27 protein-coding genes and 1 tRNA gene are annotated in these 26,468 nt (G+C 71.0%); 12 read left to right on the plus strand and 16 right to left on the minus strand.

The window, feature by feature from the left end; genetic code table 11:
• Positions 1 to 824 precede the first annotated feature (824 nt).
• The 7 genes from ACQBJO_RS14750 to ACQBJO_RS14780 all read right to left on the minus strand — a co-directional run bounded on the left by ACQBJO_RS14750 (position 825) and on the right by ACQBJO_RS14780 (position 6,916).
• Positions 825 to 1,229 (minus strand): DoxX family protein, encoded by a 405-nt coding sequence (locus tag ACQBJO_RS14750; protein ID WP_421009225.1) that lies wholly within the window; start codon positions 1,227 to 1,229, stop codon positions 825 to 827.
• 106 nt (positions 1,230 to 1,335) lie between these two features.
• Positions 1,336 to 2,277 (minus strand): ABC transporter substrate-binding protein, encoded by a 942-nt coding sequence (locus tag ACQBJO_RS14755; RefSeq protein WP_185220918.1) that lies wholly within the window; start codon positions 2,275 to 2,277, stop codon positions 1,336 to 1,338.
• Positions 2,274 to 3,002: an ABC transporter permease gene (locus ACQBJO_RS14760; RefSeq protein WP_421009224.1), complete on the minus strand. Its 729-nt coding sequence runs from the start codon at positions 3,000 to 3,002 to the stop codon at positions 2,274 to 2,276. The genes ACQBJO_RS14755 and ACQBJO_RS14760 overlap by 4 nt, the downstream gene beginning before the upstream one ends.
• Entirely contained in the window at positions 2,999 to 3,649 is a 651-nt protein-coding gene (locus tag ACQBJO_RS14765; RefSeq protein ID WP_421009223.1) for an ABC transporter permease, read from the minus strand. The genes ACQBJO_RS14760 and ACQBJO_RS14765 overlap by 4 nt, the downstream gene beginning before the upstream one ends.
• On the minus strand, positions 3,646 to 4,764 hold the full coding sequence (locus ACQBJO_RS14770) for an ABC transporter ATP-binding protein (protein ID WP_421009222.1): 1,119 nt from the start codon (positions 4,762 to 4,764) through the stop codon (positions 3,646 to 3,648). The genes ACQBJO_RS14765 and ACQBJO_RS14770 overlap by 4 nt, the downstream gene beginning before the upstream one ends.
• 53 nt (positions 4,765 to 4,817) lie before the next feature.
• Positions 4,818 to 5,852, minus strand: coding sequence for a 3-hydroxyisobutyryl-CoA hydrolase (locus ACQBJO_RS14775; protein ID WP_421009221.1), 1,035 nt, complete (start codon positions 5,850 to 5,852; stop codon positions 4,818 to 4,820).
• 44 nt (positions 5,853 to 5,896) lie between these two features.
• The gene (locus ACQBJO_RS14780; RefSeq protein WP_427801519.1) at positions 5,897 to 6,916 is read right to left on the minus strand and encodes a LacI family DNA-binding transcriptional regulator; all 1,020 of its coding nucleotides are present in this window, start codon (positions 6,914 to 6,916) and stop codon (positions 5,897 to 5,899) included.
• A gap of 121 nt (positions 6,917 to 7,037) precedes the next feature.
• Between ACQBJO_RS14780 and ACQBJO_RS14785 the strand changes: the two genes are divergently transcribed.
• The 6 genes from ACQBJO_RS14785 (at position 7,038) to ACQBJO_RS14810 (ending at position 12,688) form a co-directional block, all read left to right on the plus strand.
• The gene (locus tag ACQBJO_RS14785; RefSeq protein WP_421009219.1) at positions 7,038 to 8,342 is read left to right on the plus strand and encodes an extracellular solute-binding protein; all 1,305 of its coding nucleotides are present in this window, start codon (positions 7,038 to 7,040) and stop codon (positions 8,340 to 8,342) included.
• A complete protein-coding gene (locus ACQBJO_RS14790; RefSeq protein WP_421009218.1) occupies positions 8,339 to 8,968 on the plus strand; it encodes a carbohydrate ABC transporter permease in 630 nt (209 codons plus the stop codon). Before ACQBJO_RS14785 ends, ACQBJO_RS14790 begins: the two co-directional genes overlap by 4 nt.
• A gap of 190 nt (positions 8,969 to 9,158) precedes the next feature.
• Positions 9,159 to 10,289 (plus strand): IS110 family transposase, encoded by a 1,131-nt coding sequence (locus tag ACQBJO_RS14795; RefSeq protein WP_421008812.1) that lies wholly within the window; start codon positions 9,159 to 9,161, stop codon positions 10,287 to 10,289.
• A 31-nt stretch (positions 10,290 to 10,320) separates the two neighbouring features.
• Positions 10,321 to 10,737: a carbohydrate ABC transporter permease gene (locus tag ACQBJO_RS14800; RefSeq protein WP_421008813.1), complete on the plus strand. Its 417-nt coding sequence runs from the start codon at positions 10,321 to 10,323 to the stop codon at positions 10,735 to 10,737.
• Positions 10,734 to 11,585 (plus strand): sugar ABC transporter permease, encoded by an 852-nt coding sequence (locus ACQBJO_RS14805; protein WP_421008814.1) that lies wholly within the window; start codon positions 10,734 to 10,736, stop codon positions 11,583 to 11,585. Before ACQBJO_RS14800 ends, ACQBJO_RS14805 begins: the two co-directional genes overlap by 4 nt.
• 8 nt (positions 11,586 to 11,593) lie before the next feature.
• Entirely contained in the window at positions 11,594 to 12,688 is a 1,095-nt protein-coding gene (locus ACQBJO_RS14810; protein WP_068318986.1) for an ABC transporter ATP-binding protein, read from the plus strand.
• Between the two features lie 31 nt (positions 12,689 to 12,719).
• Here the strand turns inward: ACQBJO_RS14810 and ACQBJO_RS14815 are convergent, their stop codons facing one another.
• Both ACQBJO_RS14815 and ACQBJO_RS14820 read right to left on the minus strand, forming a co-directional pair.
• A complete protein-coding gene (locus ACQBJO_RS14815) occupies positions 12,720 to 13,418 on the minus strand; it encodes a hypothetical protein (RefSeq protein ID WP_421008815.1) in 699 nt (232 codons plus the stop codon).
• Positions 13,415 to 13,993: an RNA polymerase sigma factor gene (locus ACQBJO_RS14820; protein WP_421008816.1), complete on the minus strand. Its 579-nt coding sequence runs from the start codon at positions 13,991 to 13,993 to the stop codon at positions 13,415 to 13,417. Before ACQBJO_RS14820 ends, ACQBJO_RS14815 begins: the two co-directional genes overlap by 4 nt.
• A gap of 131 nt (positions 13,994 to 14,124) precedes the next feature.
• Between ACQBJO_RS14820 and ACQBJO_RS14825 the strand changes: the two genes are divergently transcribed.
• Complete coding sequence (locus tag ACQBJO_RS14825) at positions 14,125 to 15,090, plus strand: endonuclease/exonuclease/phosphatase family protein (RefSeq protein WP_421008817.1); 966 nt, start codon at positions 14,125 to 14,127, stop codon at positions 15,088 to 15,090.
• Here the strand turns inward: ACQBJO_RS14825 and ACQBJO_RS14830 are convergent, their stop codons facing one another.
• The 3 genes from ACQBJO_RS14830 to ACQBJO_RS14840 form a co-directional block, all read right to left on the minus strand.
• Positions 15,091 to 16,572, minus strand: a complete 1,482-nt coding sequence (locus tag ACQBJO_RS14830) for an amidase (RefSeq protein WP_421008818.1) — start codon at positions 16,570 to 16,572, stop codon at positions 15,091 to 15,093.
• A gap of 81 nt (positions 16,573 to 16,653) precedes the next feature.
• Positions 16,654 to 17,229 carry a dCTP deaminase gene (dcd, locus tag ACQBJO_RS14835; RefSeq protein WP_421008819.1) on the minus strand — a complete coding sequence of 192 codons (576 nt, stop codon included), beginning with the start codon at positions 17,227 to 17,229 and terminating at the stop codon, positions 16,654 to 16,656.
• A 26-nt stretch (positions 17,230 to 17,255) separates the two neighbouring features.
• Positions 17,256 to 18,521 (minus strand): RNA polymerase sigma factor, encoded by a 1,266-nt coding sequence (locus ACQBJO_RS14840; protein WP_421008820.1) that lies wholly within the window; start codon positions 18,519 to 18,521, stop codon positions 17,256 to 17,258.
• A gap of 303 nt (positions 18,522 to 18,824) precedes the next feature.
• On the opposite strand from ACQBJO_RS14840, the gene ACQBJO_RS14845 reads away from it, so the two are divergent.
• The gene (locus ACQBJO_RS14845) at positions 18,825 to 19,127 is read left to right on the plus strand and encodes a hypothetical protein (protein WP_421008821.1); all 303 of its coding nucleotides are present in this window, start codon (positions 18,825 to 18,827) and stop codon (positions 19,125 to 19,127) included.
• 186 nt (positions 19,128 to 19,313) lie between these two features.
• Here the strand turns inward: ACQBJO_RS14845 and ACQBJO_RS14850 are convergent.
• A tRNA-Gly gene (locus ACQBJO_RS14850) sits at positions 19,314 to 19,384 on the minus strand.
• A 109-nt stretch (positions 19,385 to 19,493) separates the two neighbouring features.
• Between ACQBJO_RS14850 and ACQBJO_RS14855 the strand changes: the two genes are divergently transcribed.
• Complete coding sequence (locus tag ACQBJO_RS14855; RefSeq protein WP_421008822.1) at positions 19,494 to 20,357, plus strand: hypothetical protein; 864 nt, start codon at positions 19,494 to 19,496, stop codon at positions 20,355 to 20,357.
• Between the two features lie 203 nt (positions 20,358 to 20,560).
• The gene (locus ACQBJO_RS14860; protein WP_421008823.1) at positions 20,561 to 22,432 is read left to right on the plus strand and encodes an acyl-CoA dehydrogenase; all 1,872 of its coding nucleotides are present in this window, start codon (positions 20,561 to 20,563) and stop codon (positions 22,430 to 22,432) included.
• 88 nt (positions 22,433 to 22,520) lie between these two features.
• Here the strand turns inward: ACQBJO_RS14860 and ACQBJO_RS14865 are convergent, their stop codons facing one another.
• Both ACQBJO_RS14865 and ACQBJO_RS14870 read right to left on the minus strand, forming a co-directional pair.
• Positions 22,521 to 22,724 carry a DUF6458 family protein gene (locus tag ACQBJO_RS14865; protein WP_255184473.1) on the minus strand — a complete coding sequence of 68 codons (204 nt, stop codon included), beginning with the start codon at positions 22,722 to 22,724 and terminating at the stop codon, positions 22,521 to 22,523.
• Between the two features lie 23 nt (positions 22,725 to 22,747).
• Positions 22,748 to 22,948, minus strand: coding sequence for a hypothetical protein (locus tag ACQBJO_RS14870; RefSeq protein WP_255184474.1), 201 nt, complete (start codon positions 22,946 to 22,948; stop codon positions 22,748 to 22,750).
• 135 nt (positions 22,949 to 23,083) lie between these two features.
• On the opposite strand from ACQBJO_RS14870, the gene ACQBJO_RS14875 reads away from it, so the two are divergent.
• Positions 23,084 to 23,836, plus strand: coding sequence for a hypothetical protein (locus ACQBJO_RS14875; protein WP_421008824.1), 753 nt, complete (start codon positions 23,084 to 23,086; stop codon positions 23,834 to 23,836).
• A gap of 20 nt (positions 23,837 to 23,856) precedes the next feature.
• On the opposite strand, the gene ACQBJO_RS14880 is transcribed toward ACQBJO_RS14875, so the two are convergent.
• Positions 23,857 to 25,863: a cytochrome c oxidase assembly protein gene (locus tag ACQBJO_RS14880; protein WP_421008825.1), complete on the minus strand. Its 2,007-nt coding sequence runs from the start codon at positions 25,861 to 25,863 to the stop codon at positions 23,857 to 23,859.
• Between the two features lie 76 nt (positions 25,864 to 25,939).
• On the opposite strand from ACQBJO_RS14880, the gene ACQBJO_RS14885 reads away from it, so the two are divergent.
• Positions 25,940 to 26,383: a MarR family winged helix-turn-helix transcriptional regulator gene (locus tag ACQBJO_RS14885; RefSeq protein ID WP_255184477.1), complete on the plus strand. Its 444-nt coding sequence runs from the start codon at positions 25,940 to 25,942 to the stop codon at positions 26,381 to 26,383.
• Positions 26,384 to 26,468 lie beyond the last annotated feature (85 nt).

Consider the following 26,468-nt stretch of genomic DNA (forward strand, 5'->3'; position numbering starts at 1 on the left):
CCGAGGCGCCCGCGGCGGACGACTCCCTTGCCGCCAAGAACGCCACCCCGTCCTGGGAGACCGGCGCTCCGGCTGCGGCCCCTGCCGTTGCGGAGACCGAGGCCCCCGCGGCCGAGGAGACGGTGACCGAGGCTCCGGTGCAGGAGGCTCCGGCCGAGGAGACGGTGACCGAGGCTCCGGTGCAGGAGGCTCCGGCCGAGGAGTCCGCTCCCCAGGCCGAGACCGCGCCCGCCGCAGCTGCCAGCCCGGCAGCCACTGGTGACAGCGACCTCGCCGCCAAGAACGCCGCCCCCTCCTGGGAGACCGGCTTCGCCGCCGCCCCGGCCGCGGCCGCCCCGGCCGCCGAGACCGAGGCTCCCTCCAGCGAGGCCGAGGCTCCCTCCAGCGAGGCCGAGGCTTCGACTGAGGAGCCGGTGTCCGAGGCTCCGGCGGAGGCGGAGGAATCCGCTCCCTCCGCCGAGGTCACCGAGCCGGTCGCCGAGGAGCCGGCCGCGGCGCCGGAGGCAACCGAGGCGGCACCTGCACCCGCAGGCGACAGCGACCACCTGTCGGAGCTGGCGAAGAAGAACGCCAACCCCTCCTGGGAGTGACCTCGGGACTCCCCACCAGACGAAGGGGGCTGCGCACCACGGTGCGCAGCCCCCTCCGTCATGGGGTGGGCCGGACGCCGTCCTGACCCGGCGTCGTTGGTGTCACCTGGTTGCCCGGAGAGGGGCAACCACGTGACATCAACGCCGTCAGGCACACCCGCCCGGCGCCCCACCCCCACCGGACATGCGTCGGCCCCGGCCGAGTGACCGGGGCCGACGTCAGGCGAGGGTCGCTCAGAGCAGCGGACCGGTGATCGTCAGGCCGAGCTCGGGGACCAGGGCGAAGAGCGCGAAGAGCGCGAGGGCGCCACCGGCCAGCGAGAGGGTCTTGTTGAACTGGATCTGCTCGTTCATGCGGGCCTCACCGTCGGCCTTCCAGAACTGGTGCATGAGGAAGGCGATCGGCGCGACCGCGACGAGGATCATCAACGAGCCGAGGTCGCCCCAGACGCCGAGGATGATCGAGAGGGAGCCGACGACCATGAGCACGCCGGAGACGATGACGCTCAGCTTGGCCGCCGGGACGCCCACGGACTTGGCGTAGCCCGCCATCGCCTCGGTCTGGGTCAGGTGGCCGATGCCGGACGCGACGAAGATCGCGGCGAACAGGATGCGGGCGATGAAGACGATGATGTCCACGGGGGAACCTCCGAATTAGTTGTTTGTTTAACTATCGAAGGTCTCAAGCGTCAGTAGCGCCGACTTCTTCCCGGGCCCACATGTGACCTCGGCCACAGTTGCCCGGTCAGTCGAGCCCCTCCTCCTTGAGGAAGTCCGCGGCCACCTTGTCCGGGTCCTCCTTGTCGATGTCGGTCCGCTTGAGCAGCTCCTGCAGCTTTTCGGTCGTCAGCTTCGCGGAGACCTCGTCGAGCGTCTCGGCCACCTGCTCCTGCGAGTCCTCGCGCACCAGCGGCACGACGTTCTGGCTGCCGAAGAGCTTCTTGGTGTCCTCGAGGACGACGAAGTCGTTCTCGACGATCGCCGGGTCGGTGCTGAAGATGTTGGCCGCGTCGATCTGCCCGTTCTTCAGCGCACCGTTGGTGGCCTGCCCGGGCTTGAGCGGACGGAAGCTCTGGAACTCGATGTCGTAGGTGCTCTTCAGCCCGGGGATGCCCTGCGCCCGCGTCTTGAACTCCGACGGCGCACCGAGCGTCATCTCCCCGGCCGCGTCGGTGAGGTCCTCGAGCGTCTTCAGGTCCTGCGAGTCCGCGGTCTCCTTCGTGACGACGATGGAGTCGTTGTCCTCGGCCTCGGACTTGTCCAGGACCGCCAGCCCGTCAGGCAGCACCTCGGTGAGCCCGTCGTAGGTCTTGTCGGGGTCGGTCTCGGCGAACTTCTTGTCGTAGTAGAGCGCGAGGTTGCCGGTGTACTCCGGCACGACGTCGACGGAGCCCTCCTCGAGCGCCTTGAGGTAGACCTCGCGGGAGCCGATGCCGGTCTTGGTCGAGGCCTCCACGCCGTCGGCCTCGAGCGCGCCGGCGTAGATGTGGGCGAGCAGGATCGACTCGGAGAAGTCCGCGGACCCCACGACGACGCCACCGCCGGCGTCACCCCCTTCGCCCGACGACGAGGAGCTGGCGAGCGGGTCGCCGCCGCCACCGCACGCGGTCAGCCCGAGGGCTCCGACCATGGTCAGGGACAGCGCGGCGACGCGGGCACGACGGGGCACGCGGATGGTCGGGGTCATGGGGTTCCTCCAGCGGTGATGGGGTCGGACGAGGGACGAAGGGAGCGGGTGCGGCCGGTGAGTCCCGGCGAGACGACGACCCGGCCCAGCAGGGCGAAGGGAGCGTCCAGCGCCAGCGCGAGGAGGGCCACGAGGTTCGCGCCGCCGGCGGTCATCGCGTAGTCCTGCGTGGCCAGCCCGTCGATGAGGAAGCGGCCGAGGCCGCCCAGGCCGACGTAGGCGGCGACGGTCGCCGTGGCGACGACCTGGAGCACCGCGGCCCGCAGGCCGGACAGGAGCAGGGGCAGGGCGATGGGCAGCTCGACCTTCCACAGCACCTGGCTGCCGGTCATGCCGATGCCGCGGGCGGCGTCGCGGGCGGCGGGGTCGACGGCCTCGACCCCGGCGTAGGTGCCGGAGAGGATCGCAGGGATCGCCAGGAGCACGAGGACGATGACGCTCGGGACGAGGAAGGCGGCGTCGCCCGGCAGGCGGGGCAGCAGGACGAGGGTGAGGGCGAAGAGCAGGCCGAGGGTCGGCACGGCGCGCAGGGCGTTGGCCGCGGTGACGAGCCACCGGCCACGGCCGGAGTGCCCGATCCACAGGCCGACGGGGATGGCGATGGCCGCGGCGATGACGAGCACGAGCAGGGTGTAGCCCACGTGCTCGAGCAGCCGCGCGAGGATCCCGTCGGCTCCCGACCACGCGTCGGCACTCGTCAGCCACTCGAGGATGGACCCGATCATGCCTCGCTCCCCTCCCGCGCCCGCCGCCACGGGGTGAGCGCACGCTCGAGGAGCCGGATCGCGATGTCGAGGACGAGGGCGAGCAGGATGCACCCGGCGATGCCGGCGAGCAGCTCGCCGCCGATCGCCCGGTTGTAGCCGTCGACGAGCAGGTCACCGAGCTGGCTGACGCCGATGAGCGAGGCGATCGAGACGATCGAGACATTGCTGACCGCGGCGACCCGCAGGCCGGCCGCGATGACCGGCACGGCGAGGGGCAGCTCGACGCCGAAGAACCGGCGCACCGGCGTGTAGCCCATCGCCGTCGCCGACCGCTCGACCTCCTCGGGCACCGAGCCCAGGCCGTCGACGACCGAGCGCACGAGCAGCGCGACGGTGTAGATCGTCATGGCGACGACGACATTGATCGGGTCGAGGATGCCGGTGCCCAGCACGAGCGGCATGAGGACGAAGAGCGCCAACGACGGCACGGTGTAGAGCAGCCCCGCCGCGACGATGACGCCACCACGCAGGCGTGGGCTGCGGTGCGCCAGCCAGCCAAGAGGCAGCGCGACGAGCAGGCCGAGCAGCAGGGGCAGACCGGCGAGCCACGTGTGCCGCAGGGTGAGCGCGAGGACGTCGTCGAGGTGGTCGAGGATCCAGCTCATGGTGTCGCGCCGCCCGGGTCATGGGGCCGCTCCTGGGCCTCGATGACGGAGAGGACCTCGGTGGCCCGGCAGGTGCCGGCGAGGGCACCGTCGCCGTCGACGACGACCCCGCGGCGGCTCGGCGAGGACAACGCCGCGTCGAGGGCGGCGCGCAGTGGCCCGTCGACCCGGGCGAGCGTGCCACCCAGGGCGAGCGAGGTCTCGTCGACCACCCCGTCACCGAGGTCGGCCGGTCGCGCCCAGCCCTGGGGGTGGCGTCGGTCGTCGACGACGAGCACCCACCCGTCGCTGCCGGCGCGGGCGGCCGCGTCGCCGACACCCGAGCCCAGCGCCACGGTCGGCTCGTCGTGCAGCGGGATGCTCGCCCGCTCGAAGCCCAGCGCGCGGTACCCGCGGTCGCGTCCCAGGAAGTCGGCGACGAAGCCGTCGGCCGGGTGGGCGAGCAGCTCGTGCGGTCGGGCCAGCTGGGCGATCCGCCCACCGACACGCAGCACGGCGACGTGGTCGCCGAGCTTGATCGCCTCGTCGATGTCGTGGGTGACCATGACGATCGTCTTGCCGAGCTCGCCCTGCAGCCGCAGGAACTCGTCCTGCAGCTGCTCGCGGACCACGGGGTCGACGGCGCTGAAGGGTTCGTCCATGAGCATGACCGGCGGGTCGGCGGCGAGCGCGCGGGCGACCCCGACGCGCTGCTGCTGGCCGCCCGACAACTGGCTGGGGTAGCGCCGGCCGAGGACCGGGTCGAGACCGACGAGCTCGAGCAGCTCACGGGCCCGGGAGATCGCGGTCTTCTTCGCGGTGCCGAGCAGGAGCGGGACGGCCGCGACATTGCGCTCGACCGTGTGGTGCGGGAAGAGGCCACCGTGCTGGATGACGTAGCCGATGCCCCGGCGCAGCTGCGCGGCGTCCATCGCCAGGACGTCCTGGCCGTCGATCGTCACCGACCCCGCGGTCGGCTCGATCATTCGGTTGATCATCCGCAGGGTGGTGGTCTTGCCGCACCCGGAGGGGCCGACGAGGACGGTGATCGCCCGGTCCGGCGCGGTGAGGCTCAGGTCGTCGACGGCGACCGTGCCGTCGGGGTACTGCTTGGTGACGCCGTCCAGCCGAATCATCCGGCACCAGTCCCATCGATCGTGTAGGAGATCATCCTACGGACGGGACAAACCTAACCCGAGAAGACGTCCAGCACCTGGGAGCGCGGCACCTCCGCGACGGACGCGTGCTCCCACCGCGGCTGCCGGTCGCGGTCGACGAGCTGGGCGCGCACCCCTTCGCTGAAGTCGGGCCGGGCGAGCATCCCGCGGGCGATGACGGTGTCCGTCGCGAGCACCTCGCGCACGGAGCCCGCGTCGGCGGCCCGGCGCAGCGCCTCCAGCGTCACGGCCACCGACAGCGGGGAGCGAAGGGAGATCTCCTCACCGGCAGCACGGGCCGCCGGGTCCGGGTGCGCGCGGAGTCGCTCGACGACGGCCGCGGCGTCGTCGCCGGCATAGCACTCGTCGATCCACGGCTGGGCGGAGCGGATCGCCGAGCCGTCCCCCTTCGTCGCACCGGAGGGGACCGGCTCGACCGGGCCACCGGCAGCGACGGCCGCGAGCAGCTCGGGGACCCGCGCCGACTCGACGACCGCATCCGCGAGGCCGAGGTGGACGGCGTCGGCGCCCGTCACGGTCGTGCCGGTGAGCGCGACGTGCGTGCCCGTCTCGCCCGGGGCGCGCGAGAGCAGGTAGGTCGCGGCGACGTCGGGGAAGAAGCCGATGACGGTCTCGGGCATCGCGATCCGCGACCGCGCGGTGGCCCAGCGCGCCGTGGCAAACATCGAGATGCCGAGCCCGCCGCCCATGACGATGCCGTCCATGACGGCGATGACGGGCTTGGGGTACTCGGCGATCTGCGCGTCGAGCGAGTACTCGTCGGCCCAGAAGTCCACCCCCCCACTGGTGCCCGCGAGGTGCGCCTCCCGCACCTGGCGCACGTCGCCGCCCGCACACAGCCCGCGCTCGCCCGCGCCCTCGAGGGAGACCGCGGCGACGGCGTCGTCGTCGGCCCACGCCACGAGCCGCTCGGACATCGCGCGCACCATGTCGCGGGTCAGCGAGTTGATGGCCCGAGGGCGGTTGAGCAGCACCCTGCCGAGGGACCCCTCGACGGCGAAGAGCACCTCGTCGGTGCCGGTGGGCCCGGGAGCGAAGTCAGACATGGGCGACACCTTGGCACAGGCCCGCCCGGTCGATCTCGACCGGGTCAGCTCCTGGCCGGCGCGGCCGCGGTGGACGCCCGGACGACGAGCTCGGGCTTGAACATGTACTCCTTGGCCGGGATCGGCTCGCCACCGATCGCGTCGGAGAGGGCGGCGACCGCCGCCGCGCCGAGCCCCTGGACCGGTTGCCGGACGGTCGTGAGCGGAGGGTCGAGGAAGCCGACCATCGTCGAGTCGTCGAAGCCGACGACCGAGACGTCCTCGGGGACCGAGAGGCCCATGTCGCGCACCTCGCGGATGGCGCCGATCGCCATGAGGTCGGAGGCGCACACGAGCCCGGTGGCGCCGCGCTCGACGAGGCTCCGGGCGGCGGCGGCGCCGCCCTCGACGGTGAAGAGTCCCTCGTCGACCCACTCGGAGGCCTCCTCCGCGGACAGTCCGAGGTGCCGCTGCAGAGCGCCGGTGAAGCCGGCGAGCTTGCGGATCGAGGGCACGAAGCGCCGCGGCCCCGTAGCGAGCCCGATGCGACGGTGCCCGAGCTGCGCGAGGTGCGCGACCGCGAGCGCCATCGCGTCCTCGTCGTCGGTCGAGAAGAAGGGGACGTCGATGTCGTCGACGAAGCCGTTGATGAAGGCGACGGGCATCCCGCGCGCGACGAGGCTGCGGTAGCGCTCGTGGTCGGCCGTCGTGTCCGCGTGCCGCCCCGAGACGAAGATGATGCCGGCGACGCCGTGGTCGAGGAGCGACTCGACGTACTCGTCCTCCGAGATGCCGCCGGGCGACTGGGTGCAGAGCACGGGCGTGTACCGGCGCCGGGCGAGGCCGTCCTCGATGACCTGGGCGAAGGCGGGGAAGACCGGGTTGTCGAGCTCCGGGACGACGAGCCCGACGAGGCCACCGCTCCTGCGACGCAGCTTGGCCGGCCGCTCGAAGCCGAGGATGTCGAGCGCGGTGAGCACCGACTGCCGCGACGACTCGCTCACCCCCGACTTGTCGTTGAGCACGCGACTGACGGTTGCCTCGCTGACGCCGGCCTGAGCGGCGATGTTCGACAGGGTGCCCATGGGTGCATCGAACATCTCTTTCACGACTTGCGCAAGGTCTTCCAAATCATGCAAGACCTTGCCAGGTTCCGATAACGCCCTTCACGGGTTCACCCTTCGCCACCTCTCCAAGGAGCACGCCATGCGTCGTTCGTTGCCCGGCATCACCGCTGCTGCCGGCGCTCTCGCCCTCGCCCTCACCGCCTGCGGTGGGAGCGGCACCAGCGGGAGCGACTCGTCGTCGAAGAGCCAGGCCGAGGTCGACCCGGCCACGCTCAAGGCCGAGCTGACGTGGTGGGACACCTCAGACCCCACCAACGAGGCGCCGGTCTTCAAGGACCTCATCAAGCGCTTCAACAAGAAGTACCCGAACGTCAAGATCAAGTACCAGTCCGTCCCCTTCGCCGACGCGCAGAACAAGTTCAAGACCGCGGCCGAGGCCGGGGAGGGCGCACCGGACGTCATGCGGGCCGAGGTCGCCTGGGTCCCGGAGTTCGCCGCCGCCGGCCACCTCTACGCCCTCGACGGCACCTCCCTGCTCGAGGACAAGGACTTCCTCGAGACGCCGCTGTCCTCGAACGTCTACAAGGGCAAGACCTACGGCGTCCCCCAGGTCACCGACACGCTCGGCCTCATGTACAACAAGAAGCTCTTCAAGGAGGCGGGCATCAACAAGCCCCCGACCACCTGGCAGGAGGTCGAGGAGGCCTCGAAGAAGCTCAAGGACAAGGCCGGTGTCGACGGCATCTACCTCAACAGCGCCGGGTACTTCGTGCTCCCCTTCATGTACGGCGAAGGGGGTGACCTCGTCGACGAGAAGAAGCAGATCCTCGTGGGGTCGGACGAGAACAAGGCGGGCATCAAGACCGCCGTCGACCTCATCGACTCCGGCGCGGCGCCGAAGCCGGACGCCAACGACGCCTACGGGACGATGATGACCCTCTTCAAGGAGGGCAAGGTCGGGATGATCATGAACGGTCCGTGGGAGGTCGCGAACATCACCAAGGACCCGGGCTTCGGAGGCACGAAGAACCTCGGCATCGCCCCGGTCCCGGCTGGCTCGAAGGGGGCCGGCTCCCCCGTGGGCGGTCACAACTACGTCGTCTACTCGGGCCTGGACGAGAAGAAGGCCGACGCGGCCACCGCCTTCATCGAGTACATGAGCTCGCCGGAGTCGCAGGCCTACATCGCCGACGAGCTCGGCCTGCTGCCGACGAGCGAGAAGGCCTACGAGCTCGTCAAGGACAACGCGCAGGTGACGGCATGGGAGGAGCCGCTCAAGGTCTCCAAGCCCCGCCCGTGGATCCCCGAGGGCGGCCTCTTCTTCACGCCGCTCGACGCGATGGCGACGAAGACCCTCGTCAAGGGCGACGACGTCTCGAGCACGCTCGACGCGACGGCGAAGACGTACAAGTCCGACGTCGTCCCGGAGTACGAGCTGCCGTGACCTCGTCGATCACCGCGGAGCCCGACCTCGAGTCGGGCTCCGCCCCTCGGGGCCGGGTCCGTCAGCTCCTCGACAAGCACTGGTACGCGTGGGCGATGGTCCTGCCCACCGTCCTCGTTCTCGGGGTGCTCGTCATCGCCCCGCTGCTGCAGGGCATCTACCAGTCCTTCACGAACCTCAACGAGTCCAACAACCGCGACGTCGTCTGCACGAAGACGCTCGGCGGCGGCCAGGAGTGCGTCGACAACCCTGACGGGGCGCACTGGGTCGGTCTGCACAACTACGTCGAGCTCCTCACCGGCGGCCACGGCAACTTCTGGATGCTCTTCGTCAACACCGTCGTGTGGACCGCCTCGTGCGTCGCCCTGCACTACCTCGTCGGACTCGGTCTCGCCGTCCTGCTCAACCGCAACTTCCGCGGGCGCTCGCTCTACCGCGTGCTGCTCATCGTCCCGTGGGCCGTGCCCGCCTTCGTCAGCGCCTTCGCGTGGAAGTTCCTCTTCAACCCGCGCTTCGGGATCATCAACTCCACGCTGAGCGGCATCGGGCTCGACCCCGTCGACTGGTTCAACTGTGAGACTGCTCAGGCGTCCGCTGGCCAGGGTCTGACCCCTGGTTACAACTGACTCGTCCATGGACGGTGTCCTTCGAGTGGACCTGTCGGCCCTGAGCCAGCGGATGCGTCCCGGTGATCAGACCGGCCGGGCAGTGACCTGATAGAAGCCTGATCTGACCAGGTCTCGTCACAGTTCTGTCCCGCTCCGGCCGGTCCGTTCGCTGTCCCGCACCGATCAGTGGAGGCCAGCAGTGAGCATCATGACGAATCCGACCCCATCACGTCCACGCCACAACGAGGCACGGCGCCTCATCGTCGGCGTCGACACACACAAGGACTTCCACGTCGCGGCAGCCCTTGATGATCGCGGTGCTCTGCTCGAGATCGCTCGCTTCACCGCCACACGGGCCGGATACACCAGCCTCGCGCTGTGGGCCGAGGGCCTGCGCCGACAGGTCACTGGACAGCCTGCTGACACGGACCTCACGTACGCCATCGAAGGCACCAGTTCGTATGGGGCCGGACTGGTCGCGGCCCTGCGGTCCTCGGGCGTCACGATCCATGAAGTCGCCCGCCCCAACCGGCGAGACCGTCGCCTGCGCGGCAAGACGGACGCCTTCGACGCCGAGAACGCCGCACGAGCCGTGCTCGCGGGGACCGCCACAGGAACCGCGAAAACCGCGGACGGTCACGTCGAGATGATCCGCGTGATCAAGTGCGCCAAGCACACCGCCGTCAAGGCGCGAGCGGCCACCATGATCAGCCTGCGCCATCTGATCGTCACCGCCCCCGCCGACCTGCGCGAGCAGCTCGAGCCGCTGACCAAGATGGCCCTGCTACGACGCTGCGCCGCACTTCGCCCTGGCGAGGTCCACGACCCCACCGTCGCAACGAAGTACGCGCTGCGCGCGATGGCCCGCCGCTGGCTCCACCTCAGCGAGGAGATCGCCGAGCACGAAGCACACCTGGACCGGTTGACCACCGCGACAGCTCCCCAGCTCCGCGAGGGTTGCGGCATCGGTCCCGACGCGGCCGCCGAGCTGCTCACCGTCATCGGCGACAACTTTGCCAGGGTTACCAGCGAAGCCGCCCTGGCCAAGCTGTGCGGCGTCAACCCCATCCCTGCCTCCTCCGGCCGGACCAATCGTCACCGACTCAATAGGGGCGGACACCGGCAGGCCAACGCGGCCCTCTACCGCATCGTCATCGTCCGCATGCGGCTGGACGAGCGCACCAAGGCCTACGTAGCCAGGCGGATGGCCGAGGGCAAGACCAAGTCCGAGATCATCAGATGCCTCAAACGACACCTCATCCGGGAAATCTGGCGCAACACGCGACACCTACGACAGCAGGCGCCAACCGCGCGAGCCGCGGTCCAGTCCGCCGCTTGACTGATATAGAAGCGTCCACCGCTGGACCGCGATGTTCGCCGCCATCGTCACCAATGTCTGGCTCGGTGTCCCCTTCATGATGGTCGCCCTGCTCGGCGGGCTGCAGTCCATCCCCGCCGACCTCTACGAGGCGGCCGAGATGGACGGAGCCACGCCGTGGCAGCGCTTCCGCCACGTGACCCTGCCCGGCCTGCGACCCGTCAGCTCGACGGTCGTCCTGCTCGGCACCATCTGGACCTTCAACATGTTCCCGATCATCTTCTTCGTCACCGGTGGAGAGCCCGCCGGCGAGACCGAGATCCTCGTGACCGGGGCCTTCCGCGCGGCCTTCGAGGGCCTGCGCAACTACTCGCTCGCGGCGACCTATGGCGTGCTCATCCTCTCGATGCTCATCGTCTACGCCGGCATCTACCGCCGCATCCTCAGCAAGAAGGGAGAGGTCTGGTGAGTCGTCGTCCCCGCGGTCGCGGGCAGCGGAGCGTCGGTATATCGATCGCGCTGCACGCCACCCTCATCACCGCCACCGTCATCGCGCTCTTCCCCGTCGTCTGGGTCTTCCTGTCCTCGCTCAAGCCGAGGAGCGCCATCCAGTCGAGCCGGATCACCCTCTTCGACCAGCCGAGCCTCGACAACTACCGCCGCGTGCTCCTCGAGACGAGCTTCCCGACGTGGTTCCTCAACTCGATCGTCGTGGCCGGGCTGACGATGGTCTTCGGCATGGCGATGTCCGCCACCGCCGGGTACGCGTTGAGCCGCTTCAACTTCCCCGGCAAGCGCGGGCTCATGTGGCTCTTCCTCGTGACGCAGATGTTCCCCGTCGCGATTCTCATCGTGCCGATCTACACGATCATGGCCAACCTCGGGCTCATCGACACCAAGCTGTCGCTCGTCATCGCCTACTGCTCGGTCGCCGTCCCCTTCTGCACCTGGATGCTCCGGGGGTACTTCGACACGATCCCCCGCGACCTCGACGAGGCAGCGGCTCTCGACGGCCTGGGCCCCTTCGCGACCTTCTGGCACGTCGTCCTGCCGCTCGCCAGGCCGGGGCTGGCCGTGACCGCCTTCTACACCTTCCTCACCGCGTGGGGCGAGGTGGCCTACGCCATCGCCTTCACGCTGAGCGACTCGAAGCTGACCCTCGGTGCGGGGCTCCAGCAGTTCGTGCCGCAGTACAACCCGCAGTGGGACCTGCTCACCGCTGGAGCGGTGCTCATCATGGTCCCCGCGTCGCTCGTCTTCTACTTCGCCCAGAAACACCTTGTCGCCGGCCTCACCGCTGGTGGGACCAAGGGATAGGAGCCCCGATGTCCACCCCCGTCCTCTTCGACTCCGCCAGCCGGGTCTACCCCGGCTCGACCACGCCCGCCGTCGACGCTCTCCACCTCGACATCGACCCCGGTGAGTTCCTCGTCCTCGTCGGCCCCTCCGGGTGCGGCAAGTCCACGAGCCTGCGCATGCTCGCCGGGCTCGAGGACGTGACCTCCGGCTCGATCCACGTCGGTGGTCGGGACGTGACGCACCTGCCGCCGAAGGACCGCGACATCGCCATGGTCTTCCAGAGCTATGCGCTCTACCCGCACCTCACCGTCGGGGAGAACATGGGCTTCGCCCTGAAGATCGCTCGCGTGTCGAAGTCCGAGATCCGCTCGCGCGTCGCCGAGGCCGCAAAGGTGCTCGACCTCGAGCCCCTGCTCGACCGCAAGCCGGCCGCCCTCTCCGGCGGTCAGCGCCAGCGCGTCGCGATGGGCCGGGCGATCGTCCGCGAGCCGCAGGTCTTCCTCATGGACGAGCCGCTGTCGAACCTCGACGCCAAGCTTCGCGTCCAGACCCGCACGCAGATCGCGGCGCTCCAGCAGCGCCTCGGCGTCACGACCGTCTACGTCACGCACGACCAGGTCGAGGCGATGACGATGGGCGACCGCGTCGCGGTGCTCAAGGACGGCGTCCTGCAGCAGGCGGCCTCGCCGCTCGAGCTCTACGACCGTCCGACCAATGCCTTCGTCGCCGGCTTCATCGGGTCCCCGGCGATGAACCTCGGGACCTTCCGCGTCACCGACGGCGCGGCGGTCGTGGGAGGCGCCAGGGTCCCGCTGTCCCGCGCGACCATCGCGGCCCTCACCGAGGACGAGGTCGTGCTCGGCTTCCGCCCCGAGGCCGTCGAGGTGGTGAGCCAGGGCACCGAGGGCGCGCTGGCCATCGAGGTGCTCGTCGCCGAGGAGCTGGGCTCCGAGGCCTTCCTCTACGGCAACCTCGTGGGCGGCGAGCTCCACGCGCCGCACCTCGTCGCCAAGGTCCCGCCGCGCAGCGTCCCGGAGAAGGGCAGCCTGGTCCACCTGCGGATCCAGCAGGACCGGCTGCACCTCTTCTCCGCGAGCACGGGCGAGGCGCTGCCCTCCTGACCCGATCGAGCGGCCCGGACCGGCTCGGAGGTCAGCGCGGGGTGGGACAGCGTCGGTCGAAGTCGTCCTTCAGCAGCTGCGGCTGGAAGTCCGGGTTGTCCTTGGACCAGAAGTAGACCTCGATGGTGGAGGAGTCCCGCTCCATGACCTCCGAGACCTTCATCGTCGTGTCGGCCGCGGCCCGCGCCTGGGTCCACCGCTCCCGCTTGCCGGACGCGGAGTCGGTCTCCGGGAGCGTGTAGACGACCTTGAGGTCGGTCGTCGCGAGCTTGCGGGCGACCTCGCCGAGCGGCTCGTCGTGCAGGGCCATGCAGTGCAGCGGCTGCCCCTCGGCGAAGAGCCCCTCGGGCGCGGGGACCACCGGCGTGGCCTTGGACGTCGACCGGGTTGTCGTCGACGTGGACGTCGAGGCAGGCGCGGCCGGCACCGTCGCGGGCCCGCTGGGCCCGCCGTCGGACGCGGCCCACAGGGCGACCCCGACGAGGGAGGCCGCGACCCCGGCCGCCGCCAGTCCGGCGATCAGCCGCAGGGGTCGCCCCGTCCTGCTGCGGCCGGATCCGGTCGCGGACCCCAGCGGTCGGTCGGCACCGTCCAGCGCGGCGAGCCGCTCGCGGGCCGCGGCCACCTGCGTGTCGTCGACGCCGGTCAGGTCGGCGCGGTGGCCCTGCACCGCCACGAGGTCGTGGTCGTCGTGGTTGATCTCGTCGTGCTCGAGCACATCCCTGCTCATGGGTGACCCCCCTCGGTGTCGTGGTCGGTGCCGTCGTGGTCGGTGAGCGCCGCGCGGACCCGGGCGCGTGCCCGGTGCAGCCGTGAGCGCACGGTGCCGATGGGCAGGTTGAGCGCCTCCGCCACCTCCGCGTAGCTCATCTGGGCGTGGGCGACGAGCAGCAGCACGTCACGCTCGTCGTCGCGCAGGTCGGCCAGCGCGCCGGCGAGGGCCCGCCCGCGGGCCTGCGCATCGACCCGGGCGTCGATGTCGCCGAGGCCGGTGCACCCCTCGACGAGCGGGTCCGCACCGAGTCGCGCGTGGGCCCGGTAGCCGCGAACCTCGCTGCGCCGGTGCTTGGCGAGGAGGTTGGTCGCGATGCCGAAGAGCCAGGCGCGATGACCTCCCTTCGTCGGGTCGAAGCGGTCGCTGTGCTCCAGCGCGCGGACGAAGGTCTCGCTCGCGAGGTCCTCGGCCGTGTGGGCGTCCACCCGTCGCGCGAGGTACCCGTGGACGTCCCGGTAGTGCTGGTCGAAGACGTCGAGCAGCGTGACCGGGCGCGAGGTCGCCCCCTGCGCGGCCTCATGCCCGGTCATCACTGCTCCCTTCGTCGCCCATGTCGCCATGGTGCTCTCCGTCGCGCTCACACCTGTTCTTCCCCGCACGTCGCGGATCGGTTCCCGCCCCCGCTCGACGGGCCGCGACCGGCTGGCACACTGGGCTCGCGATGACGGAGCACCGGGCGGGGAGACGCTGGAGGACGCTGCTGGCGTGGGCCGGCTTCGGCGTCCTCGTCCTGTGCGTGCTCGCCGTCGCCGCCATGTACCTGCGCGGTGGCCGCACGAGCATCGGGGTCGTCATCGCCGCCGCCCTGCCCGTCGTCGTCGGGGTCGCCCTGGTGGCCGCGCTCGTGTCGTGGCGCCACCTGCGCTGGTGGCGGCTCGCCCTCGTCGCCGCCCTGCTGCTCAGCCAGGCACCGCTGCTCGACCACGTCGTCGCCGACCCGCGGCCCGCGGCCGAGGACGGGCCGACGATCACGGTCGCGACGCTCAACACGGCGTGGGCGGGCCCAACCGACGCGGAGCTCGTCGACCTCGCCGACGGCGCCGACGTGCTCGCCCTGCAGGAGTGGGACCCCGGACGCACCGATGGCCTGGGTCGCGCCCTCGGCCCGCAGTGGCGGCTCGCCGCCAGCGACCACGACGACTACATCGGGAACGACGTCGACGTCTGGGTGCGCAGCCCGTGGACGGTCGCCTCGTCCACCCCGCTCGCCGGTCGGCAGCCCGGAAGTGCACTGCGGCTGCGCCGGGGTGGCACGGAAGTCACCGTCGTCGGCACGCGCCTGCAGAACCCCGCCTTCCTCGCGGCCGACCGCTGGGGCGAGGGGCTGGACTCCCTTCGTCTGGCGGCCGAAGGGAGTGACGGTCCGGTCATCGTCCTCGGCGACCTCAACGCACCGCCCAGCGCGGTCGCCTACCGGCGGTGGGTGAAGCGAACAGGCTTGCGGGACTGCACCGCTCAGCTCGGGTCCGGGTTCCCCGGCACGTGGGGGCGGACGCGCGGAGCCGCCTACGGGCCGGTGCCGATCGACCACGTGACGACCCGCGGGGCCGCGTGCACCGCGCTCGAGGTCACCCGCGAGCGCGGCAGCGACCACCGCGCGCTGACCGCGACGGTCGCGCTGCCCTGATCAGCCGAGCCGGGCGAAGGGGGCCGCCGCCTCCAGCTCGAAGGCGAGCTCGAGGAGCAGCCGCTCCTGCCCCCTTCGCGCGGAGAGCATGACGCCGATCGGGCGACCGTCGTCGGTGCGACCGAGCGGGAGCGAGATCGACGGCTGCCCGCTCGCATTGTGCAGCGGGGTGAAGCCGACGTAGTCCGGCAGGCGCGCGAAGTGCGTCTCGAAGTCGAGGTCACCGGACAGGTAGCCGATGCGCGGGGTGGTGTGCGCGAGCGTCGGCGTGAGGATGACGTCGACCGCCGGGAAGTTGCGCTGCGCCACCGGACCGACCGCGGCGAGTCGGGCGAGGTAGAGCGGGGCGCGGTACAGCCGCTTGGTGGCGCGCTTGGCCAGGCCGAGGGTGAAGGGGTCGAGCTGCGCGGCGTCGAAGCCTTCGCCGTAGACCCGGCGGCCCTGCTTGGCGGAAGCGAGGGCGAGCAGCCCCCAGTAGTCCTCGAAGTCGGTCTTGAAGAAGGCCGGCACCGGCACCTCGACGTCGTCGACGTCGTGGCCGAGCCCGTCGAGCAGCCGGGCCGCCCCCTCGACGGCCTCACGGGTCTGGGAGTCGGTCGGGGGGACGAGCGGCGAGTCGATCATCACGCCGACCCTCCGGCGGCGGGATGACGGGCCCTCGACGAGGCCGACGGGCGGCAGCTTGCGTGCCGGCTGGTGCTGCTCGGCCGCGGCGACGAAGGCCGCGGTGTCGCGCACGGTGCGGGTGAGCACGCCGTTGACGACGATCGGGATCGGCGTCTGGTCGGTGCTCGGGTCACCCTGCAGCCGGCCGCGGCTCACCTTGAGACCGACGAGCCCGCAGGCCGCGGCGGGGATGCGGATCGACCCGCCGCCGTCGTTGCCGTGGGCGATCGGCAGAGCCCCGGAGGCGACGAGTGCCGCGGACCCGCCGGAGGAGCCGCCCGAGGAGTAGCCGGTGGCCCAGGGGTTACGGGTGATCCGGCCGCCCGGCCGCTCGGTCGTCGCCGTCCAGCCGAAGGGAGGACAGGTCGTCGTCGCCACCGGCACCACGCCCGTGGACAGGTACTGCCGGACGAAGGTCCCGTCCTCGGTCGCGGGCCGGTCCGGCAGCGCGTCGGACCCCATGCGCACGGGCAGCCCGGCCACGTGGACGTTGTCCTTGAAGGCCGTCGGCACCCCGGCGAAGGGGGCCCGCGCCCCGGCCCCCTTGGCGTCGGGAGCGATCGCGGCGGCCCGCTCGCGGGCGCGGTCGGTGTCGAGGACGGTCGTCGCACCCAGCTCCGGGTCGACGGCGGCGACGCGGGCGATGGCGGCTTCGACGGCCTCGGTCGCGCTGATCCGGCCGGCCCGGATCTCCTCGGCGACGCCCGTCGCGTCGAGGGAGCCGAGTGCGTCGTCGCGGTAGGCCGACACCCGTCGGGACTCGTGGTCCTCGCGGACCTGCTCGTAGGGCACGGTGGGGCGGGTGTCGGCGCTCATGTGCCCGATGTTACCCGCGGGTCACCGTTGCGGCCCCTGAGGAGGGAGGCCGCCCGCGGCCGACCGTCTCGAAGGGACGGCCTACACCTGCGACCGGTGGAAGCCCGCGAACGAGCGACTCGCCGTCGGCCCCCGTTGGCCCTGGTAGTGCGACCCGTAGGTCGCCGACCCGTAGGGGTGCTCGGCAGGCGAGGAGAGGCGGAAGAAGCACAGCTGTCCGACCTTCATGCCCGGCCAGAGGCGGATCGGCAGGGTGGCGACATTGCTCAGCTCGAGCGTCACGTGCCCCGAGAAGCCCGGGTCGACGAAGCCTGCCGTCGCGTGGGTCAGCAGCCCGAGGCGACCGAGCGAGGACTTGCCCTCGACGCGGGCGGCGAGGTCGTCGGGCAGGGTGACAGTCTCGAGGGTGGAGCCGAGGACGAACTCACCCGGGTGGAGGACGAAGCCCTCGTCGGGCTCGACCTCGATGAGCCGGGTGAGCTCGGGCTGGTCCTGGGCCGGGTCGATGACCGGGTACTTGTGGTTGTCGAAGAGCCGGAAGAACTTGTCCAGCCGCACGTCCACGCTGCTCGGCTGGACCATCGTCGGGTCCCACGGGTCGAGCACGACCCGCCCACCGTCGATCTCGGCCCGGATGTCCCTGTCGGAGAGCAGCATGCTCCGACCCTAGAGCGGGAGGGGCCTCACTGGGTGAAGTTGATGTCGACCGGCACGGTCGGGACGTGGTCGAAGACGACCGCGGCCACCGGGGAGTCCTTGCCGCCCGAGCGCTCGAAGGTGACGCCATCCGACGGATAGGGCTCCCCCGGCTCCGCCGCCATGTCGACGCCGTCCTCGGGGTCGATGGTCATGGTCCCGCCGATCTCCCAGGCATTCGTCGTCCCGGAGACCGCCCAGAAACGCACCGGGATGCCCTCGGCATTGGTCGCCTTGGTCATCGCCTCCCAGTTCATCGTCTCGGGGATCTCGATGCGTACGCCCCCCTCGGGCGTGAGGGCGATGTCCTTGCGGTACCTCTCGATGACCTTGCGCTCGCTCGCGTCCACGGGCTCCCACACGCTGCCGGTGACGAAGGGAGTGGGGTTGGGGTTGGGGTTGGTCGGGGCGGCCGAGGAGCTCTGGTCCGAGCTGGTGGCCGGGGGTGCCGACTCGGGGCCGCCCGTGGCGACCACGACTCCCCCGACGACGACGGCGGCGGCCACGGCGGCCGCGCCGGCCAGCAGCCAGGAGCGGCCGCCCTTCCTGCTCTGCGGCTCGGCGTGGGAGCGGGCCCCCTGCACGCGCTCCCACGCGACCCGTCGCTGCGCCTGGGTCGGCCCGGGCACGTCGGCCCGCAGCTCGCGCAGCGCGTCCATCTCCGGCCCGTCGAGCAGGCCGATCTCGTCAGTGGTCATCGTGGCTCCCTTGGTGTCGTCGAGCGCGGCCCGCACGATGCGGCGGGCGCGGTTGAGCCGGGAGCGCACGGTCCCGACCGGCAGGTCGAGGGCCTGGGCGACCTCGGCGTAGGTGAGTCCTGCGTGGGCGACGAGCAGCAGCACGTCCCGGTCGCCGTCGGAGAGGTCGGCAAGGGCGGTGACGAGAGCCGGCCCGCGTGACTGCGAGTCGACCCGGTCGATGGCTCGATCGGTCTCGTCGCCCGCGGTCACCAGCGGGTCGACGCCAGTGCGGGCCCAGGCCCGGTAGGCGCGGACCTCTTCGCGGTGGTGGCGGGAGAGCAGGTTGCTCGCGATGCCGAAGATCCACCCCCGCAGCGCCCCCCGCTCCGGGTCGAAGGTGTGCCCTCGGGTCACCGCCTGGACGAAGGTCTCGCTCGCGAGGTCCTCCGCGACGTCGGCCGGCACGCGCCGGGCGAGGTAGCGGTAGACGTCGGCGTGGTGCCGGTCGAAGACCTCGTCGATCGGTACCCCGCCGACGCTCGGCGACCGCCGCAGCGCCCTGACCTGCCCCATCGGCGGCCTCCCCGTGTCCGTCCCCAGTGTGCTCACACCTGTACTTGCCCGCAGGGCGAAGGGGGGTTCACGCCCACTCCTCGTCGCCGATCGATGTGCGTGGGTGAACCCCAGCGCACCCAGATACATCGACCCCAGCGACGTCCCGACTGACGAAAAGCTGGACAACGCGAAACTTTTCGCCAAGCTCCCCCCGGTTACTACCAAGTAACGCGCCAGAGTGCGACCAAGCTGAACCTGTCGCCGACGACCTTCAACAACACCGGGTCCGAGTCGATCGAGGGGCTGACCATCACCTTCGTCGTGGACAACGGCCAGACGATCACCGGCATCACCATCTTCGGCAGCGACATCAAGAACCTCGTCCCGGGGTCCACGACCAGCGGCTACGGCACCGACACCGTCGTCCTGACGCTCCCCCCGAACACCACCAGTGGCGTCGGTCAGGTCAGCATCGCCCCGGGCGGCAGCTACACCGCGCCGCTCGGCCAGGATCTCGGCCTGAGCAGCCCGACCGCCTTCACCATCTCGGTCACGGTGAAGGCCACCAATGAGCTCGCGGGGGACGTGCCTTACACGTCGACCAACCCCGTCCCTGCCGCCTGAGCGACACACCTGACGACGGGGCCGCACCCGCCCGGGTGCGGCCCTTCGTCATGCCCAGCCTCTCCCCTTCGCCGGTCGATGTATGTGGGTGACCTCCAGCGCACCCAGATACATCAACCCAGCCCCTCGCGCGCACAAAGCCCTCGGCCGCGACACCGGGCAGGTGTTGCGGCCGAGGGCTGTCCGAGCCGGTGACGGGAATCGAACCCGCGTGTCCAGCTTGGGAAGCTGGCGCTCTACCATTGAGCTACACCGGCGCGCGAGGCGCAGGCGACATGCTAACCCACGGTCAGCGGCTCGCCGGCACCGACTCCCCCTTCGTCGTCGTGGGTGCACAGAGGCCCCGCGGGATGTTTGGATGACCGGATGAGCACCGAGTGGGACGAGCGCACCGAGGCGTCGATCGTCGAGGCCGCGAGCTTCGCCGAGGCGCCGCTGCCGGAGGCCGGAGAGCGGCAGCTGACCCGGCTGACCCACCCGGACGACCCGCGACTGACGGTCGAGACCCTCCTGCTGCGGCGCGACCACCCCGACCTGGTCGTCGTGCTCCACGGCGCCCTCGTGCGCAAGGACACGACCCTGCCGCGCTTCGAGTGGCTGCGCACGCTGCGCGACCGCCCCGAGAACCTCCTCTTCGTCTCCGACCCGTCGCTCGCGGTCGACCAGGCGATCCCGCTGGCCTGGTACATCGGGCCACAGGAGCACGACGTCACCGCGCGCCTCGCCGACGAGGTCGCCGCGCTCGCCGGTCGCCTCGGCACGGCCCGCACCGTCTTCACCGGCAGCAGCGGTGGCGGCTACGCCTCGCTGGCCCTCGCGGCCCGAACGCCGGCGTCGCTCGCGGTCTCCTTCTCCCCGCAGACCCGCGTCTCCCGCTACGAGCACATGCCGGTGAAGATCTTCCGCACCCGGCTCTTCCCCGAACACGCCGACATGGACTCGGTCGAGGCCGCGCACCGCGACCGCGTCGACCTCACCCACCGGTGGGCGGCCGGACCGGACCAGCCCGATGCCTTCGTGCGTCTCGTGCACAACAGCGGCGACCCGGGGCACCTCGAGGACCACGTGCGCCCCTTCCTGCGCGCCGCGGGCGTCGACCCCGACGCCGCCGACGGGCCCCGCTTCTCCCTCGTCTTCGACGACTTCGCGCAGGGGCACTCGCCGCCGCGGCCGGCCCAGATGCGCGACCAGCTCGACGCGGCCCTGGCCTGGCACGACTCCGTGCGCTGAGCCGGCCACCTCGGCAGGTGAGCTCACCCCCTTCGTCGTGGCGAAGGGGGTGAGCCGCGTTGTGCGTCAGGTCACCCGCCATTTGCTTGCCCCAGCAAGCGCACCGGGGAGAGGATGAACCGAATGGACAGTAAGCGCTTGCTTACTGTCTTGTCCCCAGCGTCGGGCAGGCCCGGCGCACGACACGACCAGGAGACGCCTGCATGGGTCACTACAAGAGCAACCTGCGCGACATCGAGTTCAACCTCTTCGAGGTCTTCGGTCGCGACGAGATCCTGGGCCAGGGCCCCTACGAGGCCGTCGACGCCGACACCGCGCGCGAGATGCTCAAGGAGTACGCGCGTCTGGCCGAGAACGAGCTCGCCGAGTCCTTCGCCGACGCCGACCGCAACCCCCCGGTCTTCGACCCCGAGACCTCGTCCGTGGCGATGCCCGAGTCCTTCAAGAAGTCGTACAAGGCATTCCAGGACGCCGGCTTCTGGTCGCTCGACCTGCCCGAGGAGCTCGACGGCACCGTCGCTCCCCCGTCGCTGCGCTGGGCGATGAACGAGCTCGTCCTCGGCGCCAACCCGGCCATCGGCATGTTCGGCGCGAGCTACTCCTTCGCCAAGCTGCTCTTCCTGCTCGGCAACGACGAGCAGAAGAAGCTCGCGAAGTGGATCGCGGAGAAGGGCTGGCACTGCACCATGGTGCTCACCGAGCCCGACGCCGGTTCCGACGTCGGCGCCGGCCGGACCAAGGCCACCGACAACGGTGACGGCACCTGGAACATCGAGGGCGTCAAGCGCTTCATCACCTCGGCCGAGTCGGACATGACCGACAACGTCGTCCACTTCGTCCTCGCCCGCCCCGAGGGCGCCGGCCCGGGCACCAAGGGCCTGAGCCTCTTCATCCTCACCAAGTACGCGGTCGACCTCGAGACCGGCGAGCTCGGCGAGCGCAACGGCGTCTACGTCACCAACGTCGAGAAGAAGATGGGCCTGAAGGTCTCGACGACCTGCGAGGTCACCTTCGGCGAGAAGCACGCAGCCGTCGGCACCCTCTTCGGCGACGTCCACGACGGCATCGCGCAGATGTTCCGCGTCATCGAGAACGCCCGGATGATGGTCGGCACCAAGGCCATCGCCACCCTCTCGACCGGCTACCTCAACGCGCTCGAGTACGCCAAGGAGCGCGTCCAGGGCGCCGACCTGACGACGCCGGCCAAGGACGCCCCGCGCGTGACGATCACCCACCACCCCGACGTGCGCCGCAGCCTCATGCTGCAGAAGGCCTATGCCGAGGGCCTGCGAGCGCTCGTCACGCTCACCTCGAGCCAGCAGGACACCGTCGACCTCGAGCAGCTCGCCACGGGCAGCGAGGCGATCGCCGACGACTCCCCCGCCGCGATGGCCAACCGGGTCAACGACCTGCTCCTGCCGATCGTCAAGGGCCTGGGCTCCGAGCGGGCATGGACCCTCCTCGGCACCGAGTCGCTGCAGACCTTCGGTGGCTCCGGCTTCCTGCAGGAGTACCCGATCGAGCAGTACGTCCGCGACGCGAAGATCGACACCCTCTACGAGGGCACGACGGCCATCCAGGGCCAGGACTTCTTCTTCCGCAAGATCGTGCGTGACAACGGCCAGGCGCTGGGTCACATCGCGATGCAGATCCAGGAGTTCGCCCAGGACGTCGACGCGCAGGGCGGCGCGCTCAAGCACGAGCGCGAGCTGCTCGGCCAGGGCCTGGAGAACGTCCAGGGCATCCTCGGCGCGATGTTCCAGGCGCTCATGGCCTCCGACCCCAAGCAGGAGGGCTCTGACGTCACCAACATCTACAAGGTCGGCCAGAACACCTCGCGTCTGCTGCTCGGTGCCGGTGACCTCGTCGTCGGCTGGCTGCTGCTGCGCCAGGCCGCCGTCGCCACCGAGGCCCTCGAGGCCGGCGCGGAGGGCAAGGACAAGGACTTCTACACGGGCAAGGTCGCCGCGGCGAGCTTCTTCGCCAAGAACGTCCTGCCGCTTCTCGCCGGCGAGCGCGCCATCGCGGAGGCCACGGACAACACCCTGATGGACGTGCCCGAGACGGCCTTCTGAGTCACCTCTCCCCAAGGAGATTCACCCCAGAGCGAAGGGGGCTTCCCGCCAGCTGGCGGGAAGCCCCCTTCGGGCGTGTCCGGGGCGGTCAGTAGCGACGGTCGTCGCGCACGACCGTCTCGCGACGGCGGTTGGTGAAGAGGAAGCTGAGGATGATCGCCAGGGCGCCCAGGGCGATGGCGATCCAGCCGATGGCGTTGAGGTCCAGACCCGCGATGGACATGTCGCCGTTGTAGGCGAAGACGATGACCAGACCCACGAGCAGCAGGAAGATGCCGGCTCCGATGTACATGTGCGTTTCTCCTTGTCCCCGGCTCAGAGCCGGCTGTCGGTCTCGGTGATGTCGACCCGCTCGGCCGGCTGGTGCCGGCCGCGAGGGTCCGCCGGGTCGGTGCGGACCGACAGGCGGGTCGGCACGTCGCGGCGGCGACGGGGTCGGTCGACGAGGTAGAAGCCCACGAGCATGAGCAGGCTGAAGACCACGATGAAGATCCAGAACAGGGCTTCGCCACCCATGGGGCCCACTCCCTTCGATCGGCGTTTCAGCCCAGACTAGCGCCGGGGACGGGGCACACTCGGAGGTGACGCCACGCGTCACACCCGCACCACCCGTCACTGATGGATGTCACCGCCTCGCCCCTGGAGTCCCCCATGCGCCCGAGCACCCGCCGCGCGATGATCCTCACCGCCACCACTGCCCTGACCGTCTCGCTCGCCCCCGCGGCGAGCAGCACCGCCGCCCCGACCGCGGCGCCGGCCGCCGACACCGCGGCGACCGCGAAGCGCGACGTCGGTCTCAACCTCACCGTGGAGCCGCTGTGGAGCGGGACCAACGAGAGCCTGACGACCGTCGGCGAGGTCTTCGATGCCTCGACCTACCGACCGCTCACCGGCCGGCGCATCTCGATCCAGGCCCGCAACGTCGGCTCGACAACGTGGCGTACCGTCGCCACCCCGGAGAGCAACTCCAACGGCGCCTTCCTCGTGCGCCTCACGGCCGACCGGTCCAAGACCTATCGCGCGGTCTACGCGGGCAATGCCTGGTACAGCTACAAGCAGAGCAACTGGGAGCGCCAGACGGCCAAGCCCGGGACCAAGGTGCGCACGAGCGTCAAGCTCAAGGCGACGAGCAACGGCGGCAGCAAGGTCACCGGCCGGGTCACCCAGCTGTGGAGCAACCCGGTCCGCCCGCTCAAGGGCGTGAGCGTCTACATCCAGGCCCGGCAGGCCTACGGCTCCTACTGGTTCGACGCCGGCTCGACGCGGACCAACAGCCTCGGCTACTACAACTGGAACACCTCGGTGAAGCCGAGCGCCTGCTACCGCTACCGCGCCATCTACAAGGGCAACTCCAACGGCTGGGCCGCCAAGAGCGCGACCGGCGAGTGGACCAGCTGCGGCTGACCTCCCCTTCGGCCCCTCGCTCAGTCCTCGCGACCGAGCTGGGCGAGGTGCCGGTTGTAGGCCTCGAGCTCGGCGTCGCCGTCCCGGTCGGCAGCCCGGTCACGACGGCGCGACTCGCGGTCGTCGCTGCGCATCCACTGCCAGGCGACGGCCACGGCGAGCACGAGGGTCGGGGCCTCGCCGACGCCCCACGCGATGGCGCCTCCGGTGCGCTGGTCGGCGACCGGGTCGGTCATCCAGGGCAGGTCGAGCCGTCCGAAGAAGCCCGGGGCGAGCAGCTCGGTGGACTGGGTGAGGATCACCCCGAAGAAGGCGTGGAAGCTGATCGTCGCGAAGAGCACGACGAGCAGCGCGAGCGGCGACCAGCGCTTCGGGCCCGGGTCGACGCCGATGAGCACCCACGTGAACATGTACCCGGTCAGCAGGAAGTGCAGCATCATCAGCACGTGCCCGGTGTGGGTGACCATCGCCAGCTCGAAGAGCGGGCTGTAGTAGAAGATCGCCAGGCTGAAGAAGAAGAGCGACGCCGCGACGGCGGGGTTGGCCAGCACCCGCAGATAGCTCGAGTGGACCGTCGCGAGGATGACCTCGCGCGGACCGAGGGTCTTGTCCCGGCGCGCCGGCAGCGCGCGCAGCGCGAGGGTGATCGGGGCGCCGGGGACGAGCAGCAGCGGCGCGATCATCGCGACGCCCATGTGCTCGACCATGTGCCAGGAAAAGAGGATCTTGCCGTAGACGGCCGGGCCGCCCGAGGTGAAGTAGACGAAGACCGCCCAGCCGAGGACCCAGCTGATCGTGCGCAGCACCGACCAGTGGTCCCCCCGGGCGCGCAGGCGCAGGGCCCACCGCACGTAGACGACGACCGCGATGACCGCGACGGCCAGCCACAGCCAGTCGGTCTGCCACGAGGCGATCCAGCTCGTCGAGGTCGGCGCCCCCGGGTCGGGGTAGCCCGACAGGTCGTAGACGATCGAGTTGCCGGGTGCGAGCTGCGCCGACTCGGGCGTCGGCGTGCGGCCGACGGCAACACCCAGACCCATCGCCGTGGCCATGACGATGACCTCGCCGACGGCCAGACGGACGAAGGCGCCGCCCCCGGTCGGGGCACCGGAGGTCGAGGCGCTGGACCCCGCACCGGCCTCCAGGGCGGCGATGACCCGGTGGCGGTGCCACCAGCCGGCGATGCCGAGCAGGACCACCGCGAGCGCCTTGAGCAGGAGCAGCACGCCGTAGCGCGAGGCGAGCCCCGACAGGCCGCCGATGTTGACCCAGGTGGCGAGCACGCCGGAGCCGACGAGCAGTGCGTAGCACCAGCCCGCGATGCTCGAGTAGCGCCGGGTGGTCACGGCGAGGTGCTGGCCGAGCGCTGGGCGGATGACGAGGAGCGCGACGAGCCCGCCGACCCAGACGGTCGCGGAGACGAGGTGGAAGGCCAGCGCGTTGACCCCGCTCATGTGGTCGAGACTCGCGGCGGAGTGGCCGGCGAGGGCGAGCGGCAGGAGGGCGAGGACCGAGCCGGCGGAGAGCCAGGCGAGCGCGCCCTTGCTCCGGGCGAGCGGCGCGCAGACGGCGACGACAGCGACGATCGCCGAGGAGATGACGGCGGTGCGGGTCGAGTCGAGCTCCCAGACGAAGGCGAGCAGCTGCGACAGGTAGGTCGGCGCGCTGAGCGGGAGCCCCGCGAGCGAGGCGAAGTCGCAGAGCATCCGGCCGATGCCGGCGAGGAACCACACGATCGCCGCACCACCGGCCAGCCGGGCGAGGCTGTCGCGCCGCGAGGTGCGGGTCGTCTCCGGCACGAGGAAGGCGGCAAGCACGAGGGCGCCGACGGTCACCGCCGCCGCCGCGTCGTGGACGACGCGCAGCACGGGCAGCGCCCACCGGACGAAGGCGCCGGGGTCGCCGAGCTCGAGCGGCGCGGCCCCGCCGCCGAAGGCCGTCGCCGCGACGACGACCACCACCGAGACGACGCCGAGGACCCCGAGCGGGAGGGATGTGGTGCGGGTGGCGCCCGGGCGTGCAGACATGCCCTCTAATCTAGGCAACGAGTCCGGGGACCACCGCATCGCGTCCTGTCAGGGACAACGATCGAAGGGAGTGCCCGTGACCACGTCGTCCACCGAGCTGAGCACCAGCGTCATCCGCATGATGAGGATGCTGCACGCCACCCGAGCCCGGGCCCCGCGGGTGCACCCCGCGGTCGAGCCGAGCCACCACTCGGTCCTCGTCGCCGTGCGCGAGTCCCCGAGCCGGGTCGGCGACATCGCCGAGCGCAACCTCTCCGACGCCTCGACCGTCAGCCGTCAGGTGAGCCACCTGACGGCTCTCGGCCTGCTGCACAAGGTCCCCGACCCCGAGGACGGTCGCGCCCAGCTCGTGGCCCTCACCGACGAGGGCGTCGCCCTGCTCGACGACCTCGTCAAGCACCGCGAGGCCTGGTTCGCCGAGCTGCTCGCCGACTGGAGCGAGCAGGACATCGCGGCCTTCATCGGCTACGTCGACCGCTTCTGCGATGCCGTGGCCGACGACCCGCGCCACCGGGGCTGACCCCCCTTCGTCCCCTGCCGGAGGCAACCCTGCGGGCCGCTGGGGCGTCTGTCAGGATGACCGATGTCACTGGCCACAGACCGGG

The organism is Janibacter zhangyanbonis (assembly GCF_050507325.1).
Taxonomy (GTDB): domain Bacteria; phylum Actinomycetota; class Actinomycetes; order Actinomycetales; family Dermatophilaceae; genus Janibacter.

Bases quoted from the DNA above. Each gene is read 5' to 3' on its own strand.
- ACQBJO_RS14825 (WP_421008817.1), top strand. From the start codon at position 14,125: ATGACGGAGCACCGGGCGGGGAGACGCTGGAGGACGCTGCTGGCGTGG.
- ACQBJO_RS14875 (WP_421008824.1), top strand. From the start codon at position 23,084: ATGCGCCCGAGCACCCGCCGCGCGATGATCCTCACCGCCACCACTGCC.
- ACQBJO_RS14830 (WP_421008818.1), bottom strand. From the start codon at position 16,572: ATGAGCGCCGACACCCGCCCCACCGTGCCCTACGAGCAGGTCCGCGAG.
- ACQBJO_RS14810 (WP_068318986.1), top strand. From the start codon at position 11,594: ATGTCCACCCCCGTCCTCTTCGACTCCGCCAGCCGGGTCTACCCCGGC.
- ACQBJO_RS14865 (WP_255184473.1), bottom strand. From the start codon at position 22,724: ATGTACATCGGAGCCGGCATCTTCCTGCTGCTCGTGGGTCTGGTCATC.
- ACQBJO_RS14795 (WP_421008812.1), top strand. From the start codon at position 9,159: ATGACGAATCCGACCCCATCACGTCCACGCCACAACGAGGCACGGCGC.
- ACQBJO_RS14870 (WP_255184474.1), bottom strand. From the start codon at position 22,948: ATGGGTGGCGAAGCCCTGTTCTGGATCTTCATCGTGGTCTTCAGCCTG.
- ACQBJO_RS14760 (WP_421009224.1), bottom strand. From the start codon at position 3,002: ATGATCGGGTCCATCCTCGAGTGGCTGACGAGTGCCGACGCGTGGTCG.
- ACQBJO_RS14765 (WP_421009223.1), bottom strand. From the start codon at position 3,649: ATGAGCTGGATCCTCGACCACCTCGACGACGTCCTCGCGCTCACCCTG.
- ACQBJO_RS14860 (WP_421008823.1), top strand. From the start codon at position 20,561: ATGGGTCACTACAAGAGCAACCTGCGCGACATCGAGTTCAACCTCTTC.
- ACQBJO_RS14820 (WP_421008816.1), bottom strand. From the start codon at position 13,993: ATGACCGGGCATGAGGCCGCGCAGGGGGCGACCTCGCGCCCGGTCACG.
- ACQBJO_RS14770 (WP_421009222.1), bottom strand. From the start codon at position 4,764: ATGATTCGGCTGGACGGCGTCACCAAGCAGTACCCCGACGGCACGGTC.
- ACQBJO_RS14800 (WP_421008813.1), top strand. From the start codon at position 10,321: ATGTTCGCCGCCATCGTCACCAATGTCTGGCTCGGTGTCCCCTTCATG.
- ACQBJO_RS14815 (WP_421008815.1), bottom strand. From the start codon at position 13,418: ATGAGCAGGGATGTGCTCGAGCACGACGAGATCAACCACGACGACCAC.
- ACQBJO_RS14755 (WP_185220918.1), bottom strand. From the start codon at position 2,277: ATGACCCCGACCATCCGCGTGCCCCGTCGTGCCCGCGTCGCCGCGCTG.
- ACQBJO_RS14840 (WP_421008820.1), bottom strand. From the start codon at position 18,521: ATGGGGCAGGTCAGGGCGCTGCGGCGGTCGCCGAGCGTCGGCGGGGTA.
- ACQBJO_RS14855 (WP_421008822.1), top strand. From the start codon at position 19,494: ATGAGCACCGAGTGGGACGAGCGCACCGAGGCGTCGATCGTCGAGGCC.
- ACQBJO_RS14780 (WP_427801519.1), bottom strand. From the start codon at position 6,916: ATGGGCACCCTGTCGAACATCGCCGCTCAGGCCGGCGTCAGCGAGGCA.
- ACQBJO_RS14785 (WP_421009219.1), top strand. From the start codon at position 7,038: ATGCGTCGTTCGTTGCCCGGCATCACCGCTGCTGCCGGCGCTCTCGCC.
- dcd (WP_421008819.1), bottom strand. From the start codon at position 17,229: ATGCTGCTCTCCGACAGGGACATCCGGGCCGAGATCGACGGTGGGCGG.
- ACQBJO_RS14880 (WP_421008825.1), bottom strand. From the start codon at position 25,863: ATGTCTGCACGCCCGGGCGCCACCCGCACCACATCCCTCCCGCTCGGG.
- ACQBJO_RS14775 (WP_421009221.1), bottom strand. From the start codon at position 5,852: ATGTCTGACTTCGCTCCCGGGCCCACCGGCACCGACGAGGTGCTCTTC.